The sequence below is a fragment of the Methylorubrum podarium genome (genome assembly GCF_040270385.1).
Taxonomy (GTDB): Bacteria; Pseudomonadota; Alphaproteobacteria; order Rhizobiales; family Beijerinckiaceae; genus Methylobacterium; species Methylobacterium podarium.
Genome location: NZ_JBELQE010000005.1, coordinates 1 through 19251 on the forward strand (window position 1 = coordinate 1; position 19251 = coordinate 19251).

Below are 19251 nucleotides of genomic sequence, written 5' to 3' on the forward strand. Positions count from 1 at the left end.
GGACACCCGCGAGATGCTGACCGGCCTCGGCTACGAGGAGGGCAACCACGGCGAGGCGGCCCACTACGTCATCGAGAAGGCCTTCGTCGAGAAGTGAGGCTTTCGACGGTTCGCTGAGGAACGGCGGGCGCCGTACCCGACATGACCCCTCCGCCCGCCCTGTTCGTCGTCGGCGCCGGCACCGAGATCGGCAAGACCTACACCACCGCCGCCCTCGTCCGCCGCCTGCGCGGCCGGGGCCGGCGGGTGCGCGCCCTGAAACCGCTCGCCAGCGGCGTTCCTCCGCTCGACCATCCCGATTTCGCCGAGAGCGACACCGGCCGGCTGCTCGCCGCGCAGGGGCTCCCTGTGACGCCCGAGACGGTGGCGGCCTGCTCGCCCTGGCGCTTCGCCGCGCCGCTGGCGCCGGACCTCGCCGCCGCCCGCGAGGGACGCAGCCTCGCCCTCTCCGAACTGGTCGGATGGTGCGGGGCGCGTCTGGCCGAGGCCGAGGGCGGCGAGACGGTGGTGATCGAGGGCGTCGGCGGGCTGATGAGCCCGATCACCGAGGCCGCGACCGGCCTCGACTGGCTGAAATCCCAAGGCATTCCGGCCCTGCTCGTCTCGGGCAGCTATCTCGGCGCGATCAGCCACGCGCTGACCGCCGTCGAGACGCTGCGGGCGCACGGCATCCCGCTCGTCGGGATCGTGGTGAGCGAGAGCGAGGGGGCGCCGACCCCCGCTGAAACCGTTGCTGGGCAGATCGCCCGCTACGTCGCCGTCCCGGTCGTTTGCCTGACGCGGGGTGGGGAATTCCCGGACGGCCTGCCTGCCCTCGGCTGAGTCCTATCGTCCGCGCGGCGCCTTCGGCTCGCGGGATTCCTGGATCTCCTCGGCCTTCTCCTCGTCGGTGTCGCTGCTGCGCTTGATCGTGTCGTCGGGCTTGGCGGCGAGCCCCTTCACGATGGCGACGAGGCGCTTGCACTCGTCGGGGAAGCCGTAGGACTCGAGCACGATCGCCGCGTCGCGGAGCGTCCGCAGGTCGCGCACGATCTGCGCGTTCTTCGCTTCCTGAAGCTCCTTCTTCGCCGCGATGGCCGGTTCTAGCCCGGTATCCTCGACATCGCATTCGGCTCGGGCTGCCGGCATCGCGGCGAGCATCAGGAAGGCGCAGGCGATCAGGCGACGCATGGTCACGTCTCGTGTGGGTTGCGGGTTTTTTTTAAACTCAGCCGCGGTGGCGCAGCAGGTCGTTGGTCACGGCCACGAGCTGCGCGGCGCGGTAGGGCTTGGGCATGAACACCGACTCGTTCACCGCCTCGGCGGCGGAGAGGCCGTCGCGGCCGCCGGAGGTGTAGACCACCGGCAGGCGCGGCAGGCTGCGCCGGGCGCTGCGGGCCAGCGCGATGCCGTTCGTGTTGCGGGCCAGATCGATATCGGTGAAGAGCAGGTCCACCTGCTCGCTCGACAGGATCGCCTCCGCCTCGTCCGCGTCGGCGGCGGTCAGCACCCGGTAGCCTTCGTCGAGCAGCGCCTCGGTCGCCAGCTCGCAGACGAAGGACTCGTCCTCTACCACGAGGATCGTGTCGGCGCGCGGCGCCAGGGAGAACGGGGGCAGGACGGCGGGGGCGCAAGCGAAGGGGATCATGGCAGAACTCCAACTCACCCGTGCTCGAACAACGGTCGAGCTTGCGGATCGCCGGACCAACGGGGCCGTGAAGGGCCGCGTTCACCGTGATTGCTTCGATTTGCGCGCATTTGGTAACCGATTGGTTAACCTTGACGGCACAGTGCCGGAACGGCTCCCGGCCGCGCCGGGCGCGGTGGCGTCCCTCACTCCTTGTCGAATTGAGCCGGCTTTTACCCCGCCGGCCGTCCGCCCCTCGAAGAGTGCCGCAACGACCGTGCCCACCCCGTGACCCGACCCTGGCAGATCGGCTTCGGCGTCGTGCTCACCGCGCTCGCCGGCTTCGTGGACGCGCTCGGCTTCATCCGGCTCGGCGGCCTCTACACCTCGCTCATGAGCGGGAACACGACCCAGCTCGCCGTCGCGCTCGGCCACAGCGAGCCCCTCGCCGCCGTGCTGCCCGCACTCCTGATCGCCGCCTTCCTCGTCGGCGCGGTCTCGGGCGGGGCCATCGCCGCCCTCTGCCCGCCGCGCTGGGTCACGCCGACGGTGCTCGGCCTGGAGGCCGCGGCGCTCAGCGCGGCTTTCGCCCTGGCGGCCGAGCATGCCCATGTCGGCGTGGCCTCGCTGTTCCTGGCGCTCGCCATGGGCGGGCAGAACGCGGTGCTCGCCCATGTCCAGGGCTTCCGCGCCGGCACCACCTTCGTCACGGGCGCGCTGTTCGCGTTCGGGCAGAAGGCGGCGCTGGCGCTCGCCGGCAGGGGGCCGCGACTGGGCTGGGTCGGCGACGGCTCGGTCTGGCTCTCGCTCCTCGTCGGAGCGGTTGCGGGCACCGTCGCCCATACGCATCTCGGGATCGCGGCGCTCGCGATTCCCGCTTGCATCGCGGCCGGTCTATGCCTGGCCGCGAGCCTGTTCGCCCTCGTCACCCGGCAGCCGCCGGTGGCACTGACCAAGATCTGAAGAAGGCCCCTCCGGCATGAGCGTCTCCGCTCCCTCCCTCACCGATCACGTCGCGGACATCGCCGCCGGCGCCCACGTCACCGCCGCCCACTGGCTCAAGGGGACCCTGGCCCTGGCGCTCGCCGATGGCGGCGTGCTGCTGGTCCGCGACGGCGCGACCGAGACCGTTCCCGCCCACCCGGACAGCGGCATCCTCGTCGCGGCCGGCGACGGCGCGCGGCTGGTGAGCGGGGGCGACGACGGCCGCGTGGTCGCGACGGAGGCGGACGGTCGGTCGAGCGAGCTGGCGCGGGCCAAGGGCGGCGGCTGGATCGACGCCCTCGCGCTGCACAGTGACGGATCGGTCGCCTTCGCGTCGGGGCGCGCGATCGTCGCCCGCGACGCCAAGGGGCGTGAAAAGACCTTCACGGCACCCTCCACCGGCCGGGGCCTCGCCTTCGCGCCGAAGGGCTACCGGCTGGCGGTGGCCCACTACAACGGGGTCAGCCTCTGGTATCCGAACCTCGAGACCCCGCCGGAATTCATCGAGTGGAAGGGCTCGCATCTCGACGTGACGTGGTCGCTAGACGGCCGCTTCGTCGTCTCGACCATGCAGGAGAACGCGCTCCACGGCTGGCGCCTCCAGCCCGATCGCGGCCATATGCGGATGTCGGGATACCCGGCCAAGGTGCGCTCGCTCTCGTGGTCGGCGGACGGCAAGTGGCTCGCCACCAGCGGCGCCGAGGCCGCCATCGTCTGGCCGTTCGACTCGAAGGAGGGCCCCACCGGCAAGGCGCCGCGGGAATGCGGCGTGCGGCCGGCGCGGGTCTCGCGCGTGGCGTTCCACCCGAAGGCGCCGGTCCTGGCGATCGGCTACGAGGACGGCTGCGTGTTGCTGGTGCGCTTCACCGACGCCTCGGAGCTCCTGGTGCGCCCGGCGGTGAAGGGCAGCGCAATCTCGGCGCTCGCCTGGGACGCCACCGGCGGCCGCCTCGCCTTCGGCTGCGCCGACGGGCGGGCCGGCCTCCTCACCCTCCCGGCCTGACGCCCGCCCCGTGGCCCTGTTCGGACGCGCGCCGAAGCCCGACGCCGCCGCCCGGCGGCGGGTGGAGGCGTGGCTGCGCGAGGCGGGCGGCTACGGCCTGGACACGGCGATGACGGTGAGCGAGATCGTCTGCGCCGACCCGGCCTGTCCCGGCACCGAGACGGTGGTCCTGATCTTCCCGCCCGGCGAGAGGACGCGGGCCGTGAAGATCGCCGGCGCGCTCGACGCGCTGAGCGCGGCGGACGTCGCGGCCGCCCTCGCTCAAGCGTGACCGCCGGCCCTCCCCGGAGACGCGGACCGCCCTACAAACTCCGCAGGCGCCCGAAGGAGGTTCTCACGTGTTCCGTGTCGTCCGCACGCTCGGCCTCGCCTTCGGACTGCTCGCGGCGGTCATCGCCGCGCAGGCGCCGGAATTCGCCCAGCAATACACCCAGCGCCTCGGCGGGGCGCTCGACGAGCTGCGCCGCTCCATCGCCTCCCTCGACGCCGACGCGAAGGCCACCGGCCGCAGCCGCGACGAGGCGCTGGCGCTCCTGCGGACCAATCCGGACGCCTTCATCGCCCGGCGCGGCGAGTCGGCCCGAACCGACGTCGAGCGGCTGAAGCGGCTGGAGGCGCAGAAGCTCGCCCTCGACACGGCGGCGAGCCCGCTCGGGCGCCTCACGGTGATCGCCCGCGACCCCGACATGGACATCGCCCGCGCCGCCTACCGCGACTACCAGCCGGCGGTGCCGACCACGGCGGACGGCCTCGTCGCCGGCCTGCTCGGCTTCCTCGCGGCCTGGGGCGGCTGGCGCGTCACCAGCGATGTCGGCCGCCACCTCGCCCGCCGCCGTCGGCGGACGCGGCCCGAGACCACGCCGGTCTGATCCAGATCCGGCGCCGACGCTCCTGGCCCTTTCGTCTCGGATCGTCTTTTTCCGAAAGCCGCAAACCACGTTTCGGGATGATGCTCGGGGTGTTGCAGCGCTTCTACAGCCCGGCCCCCCGGCCTGCACTAGGTGTAGGCACGCGCCCGCACCCCGCAGGGGCGCCGGATCCGGTCTCTCCTCGATCATGCCGCGTCCCCCGAACACGACGGTCGATCCCGCCCTCGACGCGGCGGCCCTGCTGCGCCGCATCGGCTTCTTCGGCCTGTTCGTGGTGCTGCCGGTGGCCGCGCAGGTCTCGCGCCGCGCCACCGTGGTGCTGGCGCCCATCGCCGTCGTCCTGCTGATCACCGCGAGCGCCATCGACCAGCACCAGCGCGCCGTCAAACCGGCCCTGAAGCGGCTCCTGACGGCACCCTCGTTCCTGGCGGGCATGCTGGTGGTGTTCTGGTCGGGCCTGTCGCTCGTCTGGACGCCGTTTCCCGGGCCGGCGAGCGAGCGGCTGGCCAACCTCGTCGCCACCGTGGTGATGACCCTGCTCGCCTATCTCGCGCTGCCCGACCGGATGCGCTCGGCCAACCTCTACCTGCTGCCGCTGGGCGTCGGCGCGGCCGCCATCGTCGCGATCCTGATCAACCTCGTCGGCGACGCGATGCTCAAGGACAATCCGGACGGCGACAGCGCCCTGGAGCGCGGCGCGGTGCTGCTGGCACTGCTCGCCTGGCCCGCCGTGGCGTGGCTGCGCTCGCGCCGCCGCGACATCGGCTCCCTCGTCGTGGTGGTGCTGGTCGCGGGGGCGCTGCTGCTGGCGCCGGGCGTGACCGCTCTGTTCGCCCTGGCCGCCGGGGCGCTCGCCTTCGCGCTGACCCATTGGCGCCTGTCGCTCGGCGTGCGGGTCACGGCACTCGGCGCCGCGGGCTTGCTCGTGGTCGCGCCACTTCTGCCGTTCCTCGCGCGCCCGATCGGCGTCGCCCTGTTCGGCCCGGTGGCGCCGGGCGTGCTGGCGCTCAAGGCGTGGCAGAAGGTCGTCACCCTGGAGCCGGTGCGGCTCGTGACCGGCCACGGCCTCGAGACGGCCCTGCGCGGAAAGATCTTCGGTATCCTGCCGATCAATGCGCCGACCACGATGCTGTTCGAGTTCTGGTACGAGCTCGGCATCGTCGGTGCCTTCGCCGCGGCGTTCGCCCTCTACGGCGCGATCCACCGCGCCGGCCGCGACGCGACGGTGCTCGCGCCCTGCGCCATGGCGGCCTTCGCGACGGCCTTTGCCATCGGCTGCATCGGCGTCGGCCTCACCACGATCTGGTGGCTGACCACGCTCGCCATGGCGATCCTCACCTTCGTGGCGATCGAGCGCGGGCAGTTCCGATCCCGCCGGCCCAAGGTCGGGCTGATCCCGCGGCTACCGGCGCGCGGCTGACGCTCAAGCGTCATACGACATCCGATTGATCGCTTCGGTTCAGACCCCACCCCCGTCATCCCGGGGCCGCGCAGCGGAACCCGGGATCCACCCGTGATGCGCGGCTCAACGCGGCATCACGGGTGGATTCCGGGTTCGCCTTCGGCGCCCCGGAATGACGGGAAACAGCACCGAAGCAATCAGCCGGATACCGTATCAGGCGGCTCGATCGCGTCCGCCGCCGCCTCGATGGCAGCCATATCGTCGTCGGAAAGGCCGAAATGGTGGCCGATCTCATGGAGGAGGACGTGGGTGACGAGGTGGCCGAGCGTCTCGTCGTGCTCGGCCCAGTAATCGAGCAGCGGCCGGCGGTAGAGCCAGACGGCGTTGGGCATCTGCCCCGTGGCGACCTCGCCCGATTGCGCCAGCCCGACGCCGCGGAACAGGCCGAGCAGGTCGAACTCCGACTCGCAGCCCATCTCGGTCAGGGTCTCCTCGTCGGGGAAGTCGTCGACGTGGATGCGCACGCCCGCGCAGAGCGCGCGGAATTCCTCCGGCAGCGCGACGAAGGCGGCATCCGCCAGCGCCTCGATCTCGGCGAGGCTCGGCGACCTCGTCTCGGCCCAGTTGCTCCCGCCGCCGTCGCTCACGACGCGCCGGGCTCCGGCGGGACGACTGGCAGCACGCAGCGCTTCAGGAAGGCGGCCAAGTCGTTGGTGATGTGGTCGATATGCGGCTCCTTCACCGCCTCCTGCTCGAACCGCTCGCGGAACGGGTCCGGTGTCGGCGGGACGACAAGTACGGTCGCCATGCCGAGGTCGTGCGGCACGACGAGGTTGCGGGCGATGTCCTCGAACAGGGCGGAGCGCCGGGGATCGACCCCGTGGCGCAGGAGGAAGCGCTCGTAGGTGCTGCGGTCGGGCTTCGGCACGAAGTCGGCGGCGGCGATGTCGAACACGTCCTCGAAATGGTTGAGGATGCCGAGCTTCTCCGCCACCCGCTCCGCGTGGCGGCGCGACCCGTTGGTGAGGATCAGCTTGCGCCCCGGCAGATGCTCGATCGCGGTGCCGAGGGATTCGTCGAGCTTGATCGTCGAGTGGTCGATGTCGTGGGCGAAATCGAGGAAGTCGTGCGGATCGACGCCTTCCTCCACCATCAGCGCCTTCAGGGTGGTGCCGTAGCGGTGGTAGAAATGCTTCTGCAGGGCACGGGCCGAGATCGCGTCGAGGCCGTAGAGCCGCATCACGTAGAGCGTGATCCGCTCGTCCACCTGCGGCCAGACCCGCGCGTCGCTCGGATAGAGCGTGTTGTCGAGGTCGAACACCCAGGTATCGACGCCGGAGAAGCCGCGGGCGTCGGCGGTGGTGAAGTGGCTCTCGCCGGGAAGAAGCAAGGGAAAGGTGACGCTTGAAAGGGGAAACGGGACGGGGATGCCCCGTCCCGTAATGTAGGCGTTCGCGCGCCTCAGGGAAGCGCTGCCGTCAGGTGCGCCGGATCAGGGTGCCCGCACCGAAATCGGTGAACAGCTCGAGCAGCGCCGCGTGCGCGACCTTGCCGTTGAGGATGACCACCGCCTCCACCCCCTGTTCGAGGGCGTAGATGCAGGTCTCGACCTTCGGGATCATGCCGCCCGTGATGGTGCCGTCGGCGATCAGGCGCCGGCAATCCTCCACCGAGAGCTCCTGGATCAGGTTCTTGTCCTTGTCGAGCACGCCCGGCACGTCGGTGAGAAGCAGCAGGCGCTTGGCCCGCAGCGCCCCGGCGATGGCGCCGGCGAAGGTGTCGGCGTTGACGTTGTAGGTCTTGCCGTCCTCGCCGTAGGCGACGGGTGCCAGTACCGGGATCAGCTCGGCCTTCAGCACCGCGTCGAGCACGCCGCGCTCGACATGCTCGGGCTCGCCGACGAGGCCGAGATCGATCGCCTGCTCGATGTTGCTGTCGGGGTCCTTGATCGTGCGCAGCGCCCGCTTGGCGCGGACCATGTTGCCGTCCTTGCCGCACAGGCCGATCGCCCGGCCGCCCTCGGCGGCGATCCAGCCGACGATCTGCTTGTTGATCGAGCCGGCGAGCACCATCTCGACCACCTCGACGGTGGCCTCGTCGGTGACGCGCAGCCCGCCGCGGAACTCCGACTCGATGCCGAGCCGGGCCAGCATCTTGCCGATCTGCGGCCCGCCGCCGTGCACGACGATCGGCTTCAGCCCGGACTGTTCGAGCAGCACGATGTCCTCGGCGAAGTCCTCCGCCGCCGCCGGATCGCCCATGGCGTGGCCGCCGTACTTGATGACCACGATCTCTTGATCGTAGCGCTGCATGTGCGGCAGCGCCTGCGTCAGGATCTCGGCGCGCACATGCACGTTCGGCAGCGGATCGGTCATCGCGGTCGTCCTGGCTCTCTGCTGAGTCGGGGGCGGATTCGGCGGGGTTCTAGCGCAGGCTTCGTGCGGAGCGAAGACATCGCCTTCTCGCGATTCTGCGATGGACGTCGCGCGGAGGGGGGAGATCGCCGCCCCGGCGCAGATCCGGCGGCGATCGTCACGATCCTCAGGTTGAAACCCGGCGATCGCGCACGCGCCTCTATAGATTTGGCCGAAGAAGTTAATCGGGCATTAACCATCTTCATCAATCATCGGCCCATCGAACGAAGGGGGCCGATCATGCTGAACGCCGATCTGGTGACGCCGCGTCCCAGCCTCACCCATCCCGGCCTGCTCGCGCGCGTCGTCGAGCGCTTGGGTCGGGGCGCGGGCTCCTCGGCGGACGTGTGGCGGCAGCTCACCGAGAACTACGCGGTCGATCTCGACGCGGTGGCGGCGCTCCTGCCCTGCGCCGAGCCCGAGCCGCTCTGGCTCACGGCCCGCGCCCAAGCCCGCAAGCGTTGACCCCGCAAGCGCTGATCCCGCCTCAGCCGATCACCCGCAGCCCGTCGCCCGCCCGCAGCGGGCCGCCGGCCAGGACCTCGGCGTAGACGCCGCAATCGGCGTGGCCGAGACCCTCCATCAGCGCCTTCGGGATCGACAGGTCGCGCTGGCCGGTCTGCGGATCGACGTTCGTGGCCGCGCACCGCACGGTCCGGCTGGTGACCTTCAGCCGGACGCCGCCCTCCGCCTCCAGAACCCGGCCGACCATGTCGAGTTCGGCCCAGGGCGCCAACCCGTCGAGATAGAGGTTGCCGCGGAAGCGCAGGGGATCGACGGGGGCGCCGACGAGATCCTCGGTCGCCGCCACGCTCGCCCGGTTGATGAGCGAGACGTAGCCGGTGCGCGAATCGGTGAAGCGGTAGCCGGGCGGCGCCGCCAGCACCCGCGGCGCGCCGCGCAGCTCCTGCGGCAGGAACCCCTTCATGAAGTCGGCGAGCGCCTCGCGGCCCTCCGCGGTGCTCAGATCCGCGTCCACCGCCGGCGCACCGTTCTCCTCGACGGTCAGGCGATGCGTGGCGTCGTCGAAGCGGGTGCGCAGCCGCGCCAGCGCCTCGTTGCGCATCAGCATCAGGTAGGCGACCTTGGGCAGGTGGCGCGGCACGGTCTCGTTGAAGCCGGACGGGCCATTCTCGATGGCGTAGAGCCGGTCGCCCGGAAAGTAGCCGCTGGTCTCCAGCTCCGCCGTCTCCAGCGCCTCGGGCGAGAGACCCTTGACCGGATAGCGGTAGAGGGCGGCGATGCGGATGTCGGGCGTCTGGCTCATGCCGCATCGCTACGACCGGGCCCGTGCCGGTTGCAACCGGTCCCGCGCGAGACACGGGTCGTCTACGGAGAATTCCGCATGGTCCGCGGCCGCGGTCTCGGTCAGCGTGCCGCCTCCGTCAGGAGGATGAAGACAGATGGCCGAAGTCACCGCGCTCTACCGATATCCCGTCAAGGGGCTCTCGGCCGAGCCGCTTCCCGCGCTGAGCCTGGCCCGCGCCTCCGGCCTCGCCTTCGACCGCGAATATGCCCTGGCCCTCGGCACCACGGCCTTCGATCCGCAGAATCCCGAGCCGCTCGACAAGGGCTTCTTCCTGATGCTGCGCAGCAACGAGGTGCTGGCGGCGCTCTCGACGCGGTTCGATCCGGAGACCGGACATCTCACGGTCACGCGCGGCGGTGAGACGGTGCTCAGCGAGGATCTGACCCGTGCGGCGGGGCGCGAAGCCGTCGAGCGCTTCTTCGAGGCGTATGTCGGCCCTGCCGCCAAGGGGCGGCCGCGCCTCGTGCGGGCGGCGGATCACAAATTCACCGACGGCAGTGTGATCTCGCCGGCCTTCATGCGCGCGGTCTCGCTCATCAATCTCGCCTCGGTCCGCGCCCTGGAGGAGCGGACGGGCCGGACGATCCACCCCCTGCGCTTCCGCGCCAACATCTACGTCGATGGGCTGGAGCCCTGGGCCGAGATGGATTGGGTCGATCGGGAGGTGACCATCGGAGCCCTGCGCCTGCGGGGGCTCGCCCGCACGCCGCGCTGCGCCGCCGTCGACGTCAATCCGGAGACCGCCGCGCGCGACACCCATCTGCCGAAGGCGCTCAAGCAGCATTTCGGTCACGTCGATCTCGGCATCTACCTCGAAGTGCTCACCGACGGCGCCATCGCGGTCGGCGACCGGATGGCGGTGACCTCACCGACAGAGGCCGCCGCCGGCTGACCCGCGGCGGGACCGGCGGAACGGTCCCGAAAGACCCGCGATTCGGCCGCGCTCTCCCCCTTGTGTTACGTAAACGCAACACCAGATCAGTCCTACCGGCGGCTCTCAAGACAGCGCCGGTGTCCCGGCGGGGCTGACCCCGCGGGGCAACGCATCGGAGGCTCCGTGCCGCGTGAGCGGGCGGAAGACAATCCGGTCCGGGGAAGGGCAACACGCATGAATTTCGAGAAATACACCGAGCGCGCCCGCGGCTTCGTCCAGGCGGCGCAGAATCTCGGCGTCCGCGAAGGCAACCCTCAGCTCGCGCCCGGCCATCTCCTCAAAGTCCTGCTCGACGATCCCGAAGGGCTCTGCGCCGGTCTCATCGACCGCGCCGGCGGCCAGTCGCGGGTCGCGCATGCGCAGGTCGAGCAGTGGCTGGCCAAGCAGCCGAAGGTCTCGGGTAATTCCGCGCAGCCGCAGGCGACGCGCGACCTCGTGCGCGTGTTCGACACGGCCGAGCAGGCCGCCGAGAAGGCGGGCGATTCCTACGTCACCGTCGAGCGGCTGCTGCTCGCCTTCGCCGTCGAGAAGGAGTCCGAGGCCGGCCGCATCCTGACCGCGGCGGGCGTCACCGCGGCCTCGCTCAACGCGGCGATCAACGCGCTCCGCAAGGGCCGCACCGCCGACAACGCGAGTGCCGAGAACGCCTACGACGCGCTCAAGAAGTACGCCCGCGACCTCACGGAAGCCGCCCGCGAGGGCAAGCTCGATCCGGTGATCGGCCGCGACGAGGAGATCCGCCGCACGATCCAGGTCCTGTCCCGGCGCACCAAGAACAATCCCGTGCTGATCGGCGAGCCCGGCGTCGGCAAGACCGCCATCGTCGAGGGGCTGGCGCTGCGCATCGTCAACGGCGACGTGCCGGAATCCCTCAAGGAGAAGAACCTGCTGGCGCTCGACATGGGCGCGCTGATCGCGGGCGCGAAGTATCGCGGCGAGTTCGAGGAGCGCCTGAAGGGCGTGCTCTCGGAAGTCACCGCCGCGGAAGGCCAGATCATCCTGTTCATCGACGAGATGCACACGCTCGTCGGCGCGGGCAAGGCCGACGGCGCCATGGACGCGTCGAACCTGCTGAAGCCCGCGCTCGCCCGCGGCGAGCTGCACTGCGTCGGCGCGACCACGCTCGACGAGTACCGCAAGCATGTCGAGAAGGACGCGGCGCTGGCCCGCCGCTTCCAGCCGGTCTTCGTGTCCGAGCCCACCGTCGAGGACACGGTGTCGATCCTGCGCGGCATCAAGGAGAAATACGAGCAGCACCACGGCGTGCGCATCCAGGACAGCGCGCTCGTCGCGGCGGCGACGCTGTCGAACCGCTACATCACCGACCGCTTCCTGCCCGACAAGGCGATCGATCTCGTGGACGAGGCCGGCTCGCGCCTGCGCATGCAGGTCGACTCGAAGCCGGAAGAGCTCGACAACGTCGATCGCGAGATCGTGCGGCTGAAGATCGAGGGTGAGGCTCTGAAGAAGGAGACGGATTCCGCCTCCCGCGACCGGCTCCAGCGCCTGGAGAAGGAACTCGCCGACCTCGAGGAGCAGTCCGCCACCATCACGGCGCGCTGGAAGGCCGAGAAGGACAAGCTGGGTGCCGCCGCCGAGCTCAAGAAGAAGCTCGACGAGGCGAGGAACGAACTCGCCGCGGCCCAGCGCCAGGGCCAGTACCAGCGCGCGGGCGAACTCGCCTACGGTGTGATCCCCGGCCTGGAGAAGCAACTCGCCGAGATCGAGGCCGCGGCCGAGAGTGCGGTCGCCCGCGACGGCATGGTCGAAGAGGCGGTGACGCCGCAGCACATCGCGGGCGTCGTCTCGCGCTGGACCGGCGTGCCGGTGGACAAGATGCTGGAGGGCGAGCGCGAAAAACTGCTCGCGATGGAGGAGGCGCTGAGCAAGCGCGTCGTCGGCCAGCGCGAGGCGGTGGAGGCGGTCTCGACCGCGGTGCGCCGGGCGCGGGCCGGCCTGCAGGATCCGAACCGGCCGATCGGCTCGTTCATGTTCCTCGGCCCGACCGGCGTCGGCAAGACCGAGCTGACCAAGGCGCTCGCCGGCTTCCTGTTCGACGACGACACGGCGTTGGTCCGCATCGACATGTCCGAGTACATGGAGAAGCACGCCGTCGCCCGCCTCATCGGCGCGCCTCCGGGCTATGTCGGCTACGAGGAGGGCGGGGCGCTGACCGAGGCCGTGCGGCGCCGGCCCTATCAGGTCGTGCTGTTCGACGAGGTGGAAAAGGCGCATCCGGACGTGTTCAACGTCCTGCTGCAGGTGCTCGACGACGGGCGCCTGACGGACGGGCAGGGGCGGACGGTCGATTTCCGCAACACGCTGCTGATCATGACCTCGAACCTCGGCGCCGAGTATCTGGTCAACCAGCCGGCCGGCCAGGACACCGACGCGGTGCGCGACGAGGTGATGGGCGTGGTGCGGGGCCATTTCCGTCCCGAGTTCCTGAACCGGGTCGACGAGATCATCCTGTTCCACCGCCTCGCGCGCTCGGAGATGGGGGCGATCGTCGACATCCAGCTCGGCCGCCTCGCCAAGCTTCTGGAGGATCGCAAGATCACCCTCGACGTGGACGACGAGGCCCGCACCTGGCTCGCCGACAAGGGCTACGACCCGGCCTACGGGGCGCGGCCGCTGAAGCGGGTGATCCAGAAGAACGTGCAGGATCCGCTGGCCGAGGCGATCCTCTCCGGCGTGATCCACGACGGCGAGACGGTGCCGATCCGCGTCGGCCCGGCCGGTCTGATGATCGGCGACATCGCCGCCGAGCGCCGGCCGGCGGGGGTGCTGCTGAACTGACGCAGGAGCTTTCGGGCTCGCTCAATGAAATGGGCTGGGCCATGCCGGATGGTGTGGCTCAGCCGTTCTGCTTCACGAGTTGACGACTGCCGTCGCCCGCGCATCGTGTTGACGTTGTCTATACGGCGCGCCATGTTCAGGTCATGCCGAAGGATCGCGAACCCTCGTCGCACGGCGTTGCCGCCTCTGTCGCCGTTGCGGAGCGGTCTCCTGCGTCCGACCCCAAGGGCAGCATCAACCTGCGCATCGAATCGCAGACCCGCCAGTTGATCGACGAGGCGGCCGCCGCCCTCGGCAAGACGCGGACCGAGTTCATGGTCGAGACGGCCCGGCGGCACGCGATCGACGTGCTGCTCGACCAGCGATTGTTCAGGCTCGATCCCGATCGCTACGATGCCTTCATGCATGCGCTCGACAATCCGCCTGCGCCCGGAGTGAAGCTTCGGTCGCTGCTTCGTCGTGTTCCGGCATGGCAGAAATAGCCGGGGGACCGGAACGTCCCGGATCATCTCTCTCGGCACCCGTTCCACTCAGCGCCCAGCACGATCTGTCCGCTTTCGATTGCGGTGAGCCGACCCTCGACGACTGGCTCAGGCATCGGGCGCTAAAGAATGAAAGCCGGTTCTCGCGCACCTATGTCGTCTGCGAGGACAACCGGGTCGTCGCCTATTGCTGCATCTCGGCGGGATCGGTCGCGCGCACCGACGCACCGGGAAAGCTGCGCCGCAATGCGCCCGATACGATCCCGGTCTCGGTGATCGGTCGGCTGGCTGTCACCCGTGAGTGCGCGGGTCGAGGGCTCGGCGCCGACATCCTGGCCGACGCGCTGCGCCGCATCGCGTTGGCGTCCCAGAGCATCGGCATCGCAGCGGTGCTGGTTCATGCCAAGGATGATGCGGCCAGACGCTTCTATTTGAACTGCGCCGAGTTCATCGAATATCCTGAGGACAGCCGCACGCTGTTCCTGCCGATTGAAACGGTGCTCGCGGCGTTCGGTTGAGAGGGCGAGTGGCGGAACTGATTTTCATGCAACCGGCGGCGTCGATCGGATGGCCTGCGGGGAACGGAGCGTCTCTTCAGGAAAGCCGCGTGAGAACGACGAACTGGCAACCGCGCCCATGACGACCGAACCGCTCACCTACGCCATCGGCGACATCCACGGCTGTGCCGACCTCCTCGACCGCATGCTGGAACGCATCGAGTCCCACGCGGCCGGAGGCGCGAAGAAACTCGTGTTCCTCGGCGACTACATCGATCGCGGTCCCGACAGCGCGCGAGTGATCGAGACCCTGCGCCGCCTGCAATGGCGCGAGCCGGACGACGTGGTCTGCCTGATGGGCAACCACGAGGAGATGCTGCTGAAGAGCCTGCGCGAGCCCGGCGCCCTCGACCACTGGGTCTACAACGGCGGGGCCGAGGCGCTCGCCTCGTTCGGCGTCTCCGGTCCGGAGGAACTGCCCGGCGAGGTGCTCGACTGGATCGAGGCCCTGCCGACCCTGCACGCGGACGCGCAGCGCTGGTACGTCCATGCCGGCTTCCGCCCGGAATCCGAGGTGCCGGACCCCGATCCGCACAACCGGCTCTGGATCCGGGAGCCGTTCCTGTCCGAGGATCACGATTTCGGCCGCCACGTGGTCCACGGCCACACGCCGCGGACCCGCGGCGGCCCGGATTGCCGCCGTTTCCGCACCAATCTCGACACCGGCGCGGTCTACGGCAACGCCCTGACTGCGGGCGTGTTCTCGAACGCGCAGGGGCCCGCCCTGGAATTCCTGCGGGTGCCGGCCCAGGCTTGACCGTCCGAGGCGACTCGGGCCTTACTCTCCGTCCGTGGCCCCGTGCAGCCCGCCGCTCGCGCCCTTCGGGGAACGGTGAATGCACGGCCGATCGTCGGATCGATCCCTCAGCATGGGCTGCCTGTCAGCAACGCGAGCACTGACGCCGGAAGCGCCCAAGCGAAGGCTCGATCATGCTCGACATCTCGAACGCGAAGACGATGGCCAGGACGCTGCGGACCTCCCTGTCCCAGCGTAGCATCGACCTGCCCCACAGCGCCTGCCTCGAACTCGTCGCCCGCCAGTTCGGCTTCGCGGACTGGAACGTCCTGTCCGCCCGGCTGGAGAAGCCGGAAGCATCGGGACGGCCGCTCGTCCCGCCCAAGGGCTGGTTCGCCTTCGGCTCGATCAGCGACACCACCCACCGGCTCGGTCTCGACCCCGACCGGCCCGGGGCCGCCCTGATCGAGAGCATCACCGCGCGCGGCCACGGGGCGGATCTGACCGGCCTCATCGCCGTGCTGATGCAGAGCATCAAGGCCGACGCCTTCCTCGGGCAGCGCCTGCGCTTGACCGCGGAGATCCGCACGCAGGACGCCGACCTCGCCACCCTCTGGATGCGCGTCGACGGTCACGAGCGCCGCGGTCTCGCCTTCGACAACATGATGGACCGCAAAGACCACGGCCCCCTGAACGGGACCGCGGAGTGGACGCGGCGCGCCATCGTTCTCGACGTCGCGGCGGAGGCGGGCAGCCTCCATCACGGGTTCTTCCTCAAGGGCTACGGGCGAGCCTGGGCGCGGAGCTTCCGGATCGAGGCCGTCGGGGCCGAGGTCCCGGTCACGACGATTCCCCACCGTGAGACCTGCGATGCGGCGCGCCTGCCGGCCGGGCCGGCGAACCTCGATTTCTGTGAGCGCTGAGGTTTCGTCACCGGACCTGCTTGAACCGGGCGGCGGCTCCCTCTCTAACGGAGGCAGCCGCGGGGGTTCGCGCCGCGGATGAGGAGCCGACGCCGATGGATGCGCCCGCAGAGCCCCGCAGCCGGACCGAGGAGAAGCCGCTCGCCCGGCTCGCCCTCCGCTTCACCGATTGGGCCGAGAAGTGGTTCCCGGACGCCTTCGTGTTCGTGGCCATCGCCGTCGTCATCGTCGCGGGCGCGGCGCTCCTGAACGGCGCGCCGGTCCAGGCGGTGACGAAGAGCTTCGGCGACGGGTTCTGGAGCCTGATCCCCTTCACCATGCAGATGGTCTTCGTCACCATCGGCGGCTACGTGGTGGCGACCTCGGCACCCGTCCAGGCGCTGATCGACCGCCTGGCGCTGGTGCCCAAGACCGGGCGCGGCGCCATCGGCTTCGTGGCGCTCGCCACCATGCTCTCCTCGCTCCTGAGCTGGGGCCTCAGCCTGATCTTCGGCGGCCTGCTCGCCCGGGCGCTCGCCCGGCGGCCGGATCTGCGGATGGATTACCGGGCGGCCGGCGCGGCGGCCTATCTCGGCCTCGGGGCGACCTGGGCGATGGGCCTGTCCTCGTCGGCCGCGCAGCTTCAGGCGAACCCGAAGAGCCTGCCGCCGGGGCTCTTGCCGATCACCGGCGTGATCCCGTTCAGCGAGACGATCTTCCTCTGGCAGTCCATGCTGATCACCGCGATCCTCGTCGTGCTCTCGGCGGTGATCGCGGTCGCCTCCGCGCCGGGCCGCGAGACCGCGGTGACGGCCCAGGATCTCGGCGTCGACGTGTCGAAGGAGGACACGAGCCTGCCCCCGCCGAAGCAGCCCGGCGAGTGGCTGGAGCACGCCCCCGTCCTGACCGTGCTGATCGGCCTGCTCGCGGCGGGCTGGCTGATCCAGGAATTCGCGCGCCAGGACTGGATGATCGCGATCTCCAGCCTCAACACCTACAACTTCCTGTTCCTGATGGCGGGCCTCGTCCTGCACTGGCGTCCGAAGCGCTTCCTCGCCGCCCTCGGCAAGGCGGTGCCGGCCACCGCCGGCATCCTGATCCAGTTCCCGTTCTACGCCGCCATCGCCGCGATCCTGACGGGCGCCAAGAACGCCGCCGGGCACAGCCTGTCGGACGTGATCGCCCACGCCTTCGTCGCCCTGAACACGCAAGGGAGCTTCCCGCTCGCGATGGGCGTCTACTCGGCGCTGCTCGGCTTCTTCATCCCCTCGGGCGGCGGCAAGTGGCTCCTGGAAGCGCCCTACGTGATGCAGGCGGCCAACGAGCTGAAGGTGCATCTCGGCTGGGCGGTGCAGGTCTACAACGCGGCCGAAGCCCTGCCGAACCTGATCAACCCGTTCTTCATGCTGCCGCTGCTCGGCATTCTGGGATTGAAGGCCCGCGACATCGTCGGCTTCAGCTTCCTGCAACTCATCGTCCACCTGCCGGTGGTGCTGTTCCTGCTCTGGGCGCTCGCCTTCACGCTGGAATACCACCCGCCGGTGATGCCGTAGGGCGCGCCTAGGGGCGGCCCTGGGGCGGGCCGCCCATCGCGATGATCCCGGCATCCATGAGACCGCGGGCCTCGTCGCCGCTCGAGGCAAGCAGCGAGAAGCTGACGGGACGCCGAGGCCCGCTGTCATGGCCGGTCTCGCCGTCCGACCAGAAACTCGTCGCGAGCGGCGAGAACGCATCCGCGATCCCGGATTCCGTGAACCCTTCGGTGCGGGCGCGGGCGTCGACACGCTGGAGGAAGCCCTTCGCCCGCACGCCGAGCTGTGCCTTTAGGCCGTCGCGCGCGGCCGACCACACGGTTTGGACGAGACAGTGCCGGCCCAGCGCATCCCGGCCCCAGGCGGCGACGTAGCGCGGCGACAGCAGTTCGACCGCCTTGTCCCGGTCCGGCGCGCGGGACGGGATCTGATCGATCGCGTCCCGCGAGGCGGGCCGCGTCGCGAGCCCCTCGAACGGGGTGCGGCCGTGGCGGATGTAGCCGAGGCAATCCTCGAAGATCAGCCGCATCACCAGCGGCTCGTTCTCCTCGATCTCGGCGGCATGGGCGGGGAAAGCGGCTAGGCAGGCGGCGAGCAGAAGCCAGGATCTCGGCACGCGCCCCTCCTGCGGATTCGGCCGGATCGCGGAATTCAGCGCCGCGCCGGCACCATCACGGCGATGGCCGCGAGCAGCCAACCTGCCATCAGCACCATGCCGCCGCTCGGCGCCGCCATGGCGAACAGCGCCTGGCCGAGGAGCGCCCGCATCGCGAGGTCGCCCGAGAACAATACGAGCCCGAGGAGCAGCGCCGCCGCGGCGAGGCGGGTGAGGGCGCCGCGGGTGAGGCCGGCGGCGGCAAGACCCGTCAGGGCGAGGATGGCGGGGGCGTGGAACAGCAGGAACTGCGCCGCGGTCTTCAGCGTCTCGCCGCCGCTGGTATGCGCGGCGGCGGCGCTGGCCGCCACGCCGAGTCCTCCGGCGAGGGCCGCAAGCGCCGCCAGAAGGCGGTCGAGGCCGGTCACGCGCCGCGCTCCTGCAGCAGCCGGGCGATGCTGGCACGCAGTTCGGCCACGCCGCGGTCATCGCGGCTCGAGGTCAGCAGCACCTCCGGATAGGCCGCGGGGCGCTTGGCGAGGGCCGCCTGGATGCCGGCGATGCGCTTCTCGATCTCGGATTTCTTGAGGGCGTCGCCCTTGGTCAGCACGATCTGGTAGGAGACCGCCGCCTTGTCGAGCCCGTCGAGCAGGTCGGTGTCGATCGATTTCAGGCCGTGCCGGGAATCGATCAGCACGTAGACGCGGGCGAGATTCGAGCGGCCCTTGAGGTAGGCGTGGATCAGCTTGGTCCAGGCCTCGACCTTGGCCTTCTCGACCGCGGCGTAGCCGTAGCCGGGCATGTCGACGAGCATCAGGCGCCCGCCGATCCGGAAGAAGTTGAGCTGCTGGGTGCGGCCCGGCGTGTGCGAAGTGCGCGCCAGGGTGTTGCGGCCGGTCAGCGCGTTGACGAGGCTCGACTTGCCGACATTGGAGCGCCCGGCGAAGGCGATCTCGACGCCCTCCATCGGCGGCAGCGCGCCGAGCGCCGGCGCGGCGGCGGTGAACTCGGCCTCGCCCACGAAGAGCAGGCGCCCGGCTTCCAGCAGTTCCGGGGAGGGGTCTTCGATGGCGGCGTCTGTCATGGTCGGGGGCCGCTGTTTTCCCTCCCCCGCGCGGGGAGAGGGG

Annotated in this window: 23 protein-coding genes and 1 pseudogene; 15 read left to right on the top strand and 9 right to left on the bottom strand. The window is 70.4% G+C overall.

The features are described 5' to 3' along the window. Together ABS772_RS00160 and bioD are read left to right on the top strand one after the other, a co-directional pair. Nucleotides 1–97, top strand: a pseudogene (locus ABS772_RS00160) (ferredoxin--NADP reductase); the annotation flags it as partial. Between the two features lie 44 nt (nt 98–141). After that, complete coding sequence (bioD, locus tag ABS772_RS00165; RefSeq protein ID WP_350391596.1) at nt 142–822, top strand: dethiobiotin synthase; 681 nt, start codon at nt 142–144, stop codon at nt 820–822. A 3-nt stretch (nt 823–825) separates the two neighbouring features. Here bioD and ABS772_RS00170 read toward each other — a convergent pair whose 3' ends face one another. Beyond that, nucleotides 826–1170: a photosystem reaction center subunit H gene (locus tag ABS772_RS00170; RefSeq protein WP_231346834.1), complete on the bottom strand. Its 345-nt coding sequence runs from the start codon at nt 1168–1170 to the stop codon at nt 826–828. Between the two features lie 37 nt (nt 1171–1207). Continuing rightward, nucleotides 1208–1627 (bottom strand): response regulator, encoded by a 420-nt coding sequence (locus ABS772_RS00175; protein ID WP_238255668.1) that lies wholly within the window; start codon nt 1625–1627, stop codon nt 1208–1210. Nucleotides 1628–1894: 267 nt separating this feature from the next. Here ABS772_RS00175 and ABS772_RS00180 point away from each other — a divergent pair, with 267 nt between their 5' ends. The 5 genes from ABS772_RS00180 to ABS772_RS00200 all read left to right on the top strand — a co-directional run bounded on the left by ABS772_RS00180 (nt 1895) and on the right by ABS772_RS00200 (nt 5882). Then, nucleotides 1895–2569, top strand: a complete 675-nt coding sequence (locus tag ABS772_RS00180; RefSeq protein ID WP_350391597.1) for a YoaK family protein — start codon at nt 1895–1897, stop codon at nt 2567–2569. A 16-nt stretch (nt 2570–2585) separates the two neighbouring features. Next, nucleotides 2586–3593, top strand: coding sequence for a WD40 repeat domain-containing protein (locus tag ABS772_RS00185; RefSeq protein WP_350391598.1), 1008 nt, complete (start codon nt 2586–2588; stop codon nt 3591–3593). 10 nt (nt 3594–3603) lie between these two features. Then, nucleotides 3604–3864 carry a hypothetical protein gene (locus tag ABS772_RS00190; protein ID WP_238255665.1) on the top strand — a complete coding sequence of 87 codons (261 nt, stop codon included), beginning with the start codon at nt 3604–3606 and terminating at the stop codon, nt 3862–3864. 67 nt (nt 3865–3931) lie between these two features. Further along, complete coding sequence (locus ABS772_RS00195) at nt 3932–4462, top strand: DUF2937 family protein (RefSeq protein ID WP_238255664.1); 531 nt, start codon at nt 3932–3934, stop codon at nt 4460–4462. A 187-nt stretch (nt 4463–4649) separates the two neighbouring features. Then, entirely contained in the window at nt 4650–5882 is a 1233-nt protein-coding gene (locus ABS772_RS00200) for a peptide ABC transporter permease (RefSeq protein ID WP_350391599.1), read from the top strand. Nucleotides 5883–6061: 179 nt separating this feature from the next. Here the strand turns inward: ABS772_RS00200 and ABS772_RS00205 are convergent, their stop codons facing one another. The 3 genes from ABS772_RS00205 to argB all read right to left on the bottom strand — a co-directional run bounded on the left by ABS772_RS00205 (nt 6062) and on the right by argB (nt 8239). After that, on the bottom strand, nt 6062–6511 hold the full coding sequence (locus tag ABS772_RS00205; RefSeq protein ID WP_350391600.1) for a metallopeptidase family protein: 450 nt from the start codon (nt 6509–6511) through the stop codon (nt 6062–6064). Beyond that, on the bottom strand, nt 6508–7254 hold the full coding sequence (locus ABS772_RS00210; RefSeq protein WP_350391601.1) for a pyrimidine 5'-nucleotidase: 747 nt from the start codon (nt 7252–7254) through the stop codon (nt 6508–6510). Before ABS772_RS00210 ends, ABS772_RS00205 begins: the two co-directional genes overlap by 4 nt. An 88-nt stretch (nt 7255–7342) precedes the next feature. Beyond that, on the bottom strand, nt 7343–8239 hold the full coding sequence (gene argB, locus ABS772_RS00215; protein WP_238255660.1) for an acetylglutamate kinase: 897 nt from the start codon (nt 8237–8239) through the stop codon (nt 7343–7345). A gap of 279 nt (nt 8240–8518) precedes the next feature. Here argB and ABS772_RS00220 point away from each other — a divergent pair, with 279 nt between their 5' ends. Beyond that, nucleotides 8519–8743, top strand: a complete 225-nt coding sequence (locus tag ABS772_RS00220; RefSeq protein WP_238255659.1) for a hypothetical protein — start codon at nt 8519–8521, stop codon at nt 8741–8743. A gap of 22 nt (nt 8744–8765) precedes the next feature. Here the strand turns inward: ABS772_RS00220 and ABS772_RS00225 are convergent, their stop codons facing one another. Further along, complete coding sequence (locus ABS772_RS00225; protein ID WP_350391602.1) at nt 8766–9545, bottom strand: MOSC domain-containing protein; 780 nt, start codon at nt 9543–9545, stop codon at nt 8766–8768. 136 nt (nt 9546–9681) lie between these two features. Here ABS772_RS00225 and ABS772_RS00230 point away from each other — a divergent pair, with 136 nt between their 5' ends. The 7 genes from ABS772_RS00230 (at nt 9682) to ABS772_RS00260 (ending at nt 17550) form a co-directional block, all read left to right on the top strand. After that, a complete protein-coding gene (locus ABS772_RS00230) occupies nt 9682–10479 on the top strand; it encodes an MOSC domain-containing protein (RefSeq protein ID WP_350391603.1) in 798 nt (265 codons plus the stop codon). Between the two features lie 216 nt (nt 10480–10695). Continuing rightward, on the top strand, nt 10696–13320 hold the full coding sequence (clpB, locus tag ABS772_RS00235) for an ATP-dependent chaperone ClpB (protein WP_350391604.1): 2625 nt from the start codon (nt 10696–10698) through the stop codon (nt 13318–13320). A 143-nt stretch (nt 13321–13463) separates the two neighbouring features. After that, a complete protein-coding gene (locus tag ABS772_RS00240) occupies nt 13464–13802 on the top strand; it encodes a type II toxin-antitoxin system TacA family antitoxin (protein ID WP_238255655.1) in 339 nt (112 codons plus the stop codon). Next, nucleotides 13790–14320 carry a GNAT family N-acetyltransferase gene (locus ABS772_RS00245; RefSeq protein ID WP_350391605.1) on the top strand — a complete coding sequence of 177 codons (531 nt, stop codon included), beginning with the start codon at nt 13790–13792 and terminating at the stop codon, nt 14318–14320. Before ABS772_RS00240 ends, ABS772_RS00245 begins: the two co-directional genes overlap by 13 nt. Nucleotides 14321–14438: 118 nt before the next feature. Next, complete coding sequence (locus ABS772_RS00250) at nt 14439–15116, top strand: metallophosphoesterase family protein (protein ID WP_350391606.1); 678 nt, start codon at nt 14439–14441, stop codon at nt 15114–15116. A gap of 173 nt (nt 15117–15289) precedes the next feature. Next, nucleotides 15290–16018 carry a glyoxalase superfamily protein gene (locus ABS772_RS00255; protein ID WP_350391607.1) on the top strand — a complete coding sequence of 243 codons (729 nt, stop codon included), beginning with the start codon at nt 15290–15292 and terminating at the stop codon, nt 16016–16018. 95 nt (nt 16019–16113) lie between these two features. Continuing rightward, a complete protein-coding gene (locus ABS772_RS00260; protein WP_238255652.1) occupies nt 16114–17550 on the top strand; it encodes a short-chain fatty acid transporter in 1437 nt (478 codons plus the stop codon). A gap of 7 nt (nt 17551–17557) precedes the next feature. On the opposite strand, the gene ABS772_RS00265 is transcribed toward ABS772_RS00260, so the two are convergent. Genes ABS772_RS00265 through yihA form a run of 3 tightly spaced genes read right to left on the bottom strand, consistent with a single transcriptional unit; the run spans nt 17558 to nt 19208 of the window. Further along, the gene (locus ABS772_RS00265; protein WP_350391608.1) at nt 17558–18145 is read right to left on the bottom strand and encodes a hypothetical protein; all 588 of its coding nucleotides are present in this window, start codon (nt 18143–18145) and stop codon (nt 17558–17560) included. Between the two features lie 35 nt (nt 18146–18180). Next, a complete protein-coding gene (locus ABS772_RS00270; protein WP_350391609.1) occupies nt 18181–18552 on the bottom strand; it encodes a DUF423 domain-containing protein in 372 nt (123 codons plus the stop codon). Next, on the bottom strand, nt 18549–19208 hold the full coding sequence (gene yihA, locus ABS772_RS00275) for a ribosome biogenesis GTP-binding protein YihA/YsxC (protein WP_238255649.1): 660 nt from the start codon (nt 19206–19208) through the stop codon (nt 18549–18551). The genes ABS772_RS00270 and yihA overlap by 4 nt, the downstream gene beginning before the upstream one ends. Nucleotides 19209–19251: the final 43 nt, after the last annotated feature.

What these genes read in the sequence shown, in the direction of transcription:
- bioD (WP_350391596.1), top strand. Translation starts at nt 142, where the DNA reads ATGACCCCTCCGCCCGCCCTGTTCGTCGTCGGCGCCGGCACCGAGATC.
- ABS772_RS00170 (WP_231346834.1), bottom strand. Translation starts at nt 1,170, where the DNA reads ATGCGTCGCCTGATCGCCTGCGCCTTCCTGATGCTCGCCGCGATGCCG.
- ABS772_RS00175 (WP_238255668.1), bottom strand. Translation starts at nt 1,627, where the DNA reads ATGATCCCCTTCGCTTGCGCCCCCGCCGTCCTGCCCCCGTTCTCCCTG.
- ABS772_RS00185 (WP_350391598.1), top strand. Translation starts at nt 2,586, where the DNA reads ATGAGCGTCTCCGCTCCCTCCCTCACCGATCACGTCGCGGACATCGCC.
- ABS772_RS00200 (WP_350391599.1), top strand. Translation starts at nt 4,650, where the DNA reads ATGCCGCGTCCCCCGAACACGACGGTCGATCCCGCCCTCGACGCGGCG.
- argB (WP_238255660.1), bottom strand. Translation starts at nt 8,239, where the DNA reads ATGACCGATCCGCTGCCGAACGTGCATGTGCGCGCCGAGATCCTGACG.
- ABS772_RS00220 (WP_238255659.1), top strand. Translation starts at nt 8,519, where the DNA reads ATGCTGAACGCCGATCTGGTGACGCCGCGTCCCAGCCTCACCCATCCC.
- ABS772_RS00225 (WP_350391602.1), bottom strand. Translation starts at nt 9,545, where the DNA reads ATGAGCCAGACGCCCGACATCCGCATCGCCGCCCTCTACCGCTATCCG.
- ABS772_RS00230 (WP_350391603.1), top strand. Translation starts at nt 9,682, where the DNA reads ATGGCCGAAGTCACCGCGCTCTACCGATATCCCGTCAAGGGGCTCTCG.
- clpB (WP_350391604.1), top strand. Translation starts at nt 10,696, where the DNA reads ATGAATTTCGAGAAATACACCGAGCGCGCCCGCGGCTTCGTCCAGGCG.
- ABS772_RS00240 (WP_238255655.1), top strand. Translation starts at nt 13,464, where the DNA reads ATGCCGAAGGATCGCGAACCCTCGTCGCACGGCGTTGCCGCCTCTGTC.
- ABS772_RS00245 (WP_350391605.1), top strand. Translation starts at nt 13,790, where the DNA reads ATGGCAGAAATAGCCGGGGGACCGGAACGTCCCGGATCATCTCTCTCG.
- ABS772_RS00250 (WP_350391606.1), top strand. Translation starts at nt 14,439, where the DNA reads ATGACGACCGAACCGCTCACCTACGCCATCGGCGACATCCACGGCTGT.
- ABS772_RS00255 (WP_350391607.1), top strand. Translation starts at nt 15,290, where the DNA reads ATGCTCGACATCTCGAACGCGAAGACGATGGCCAGGACGCTGCGGACC.
- ABS772_RS00260 (WP_238255652.1), top strand. Translation starts at nt 16,114, where the DNA reads ATGGATGCGCCCGCAGAGCCCCGCAGCCGGACCGAGGAGAAGCCGCTC.
- yihA (WP_238255649.1), bottom strand. Translation starts at nt 19,208, where the DNA reads ATGACAGACGCCGCCATCGAAGACCCCTCCCCGGAACTGCTGGAAGCC.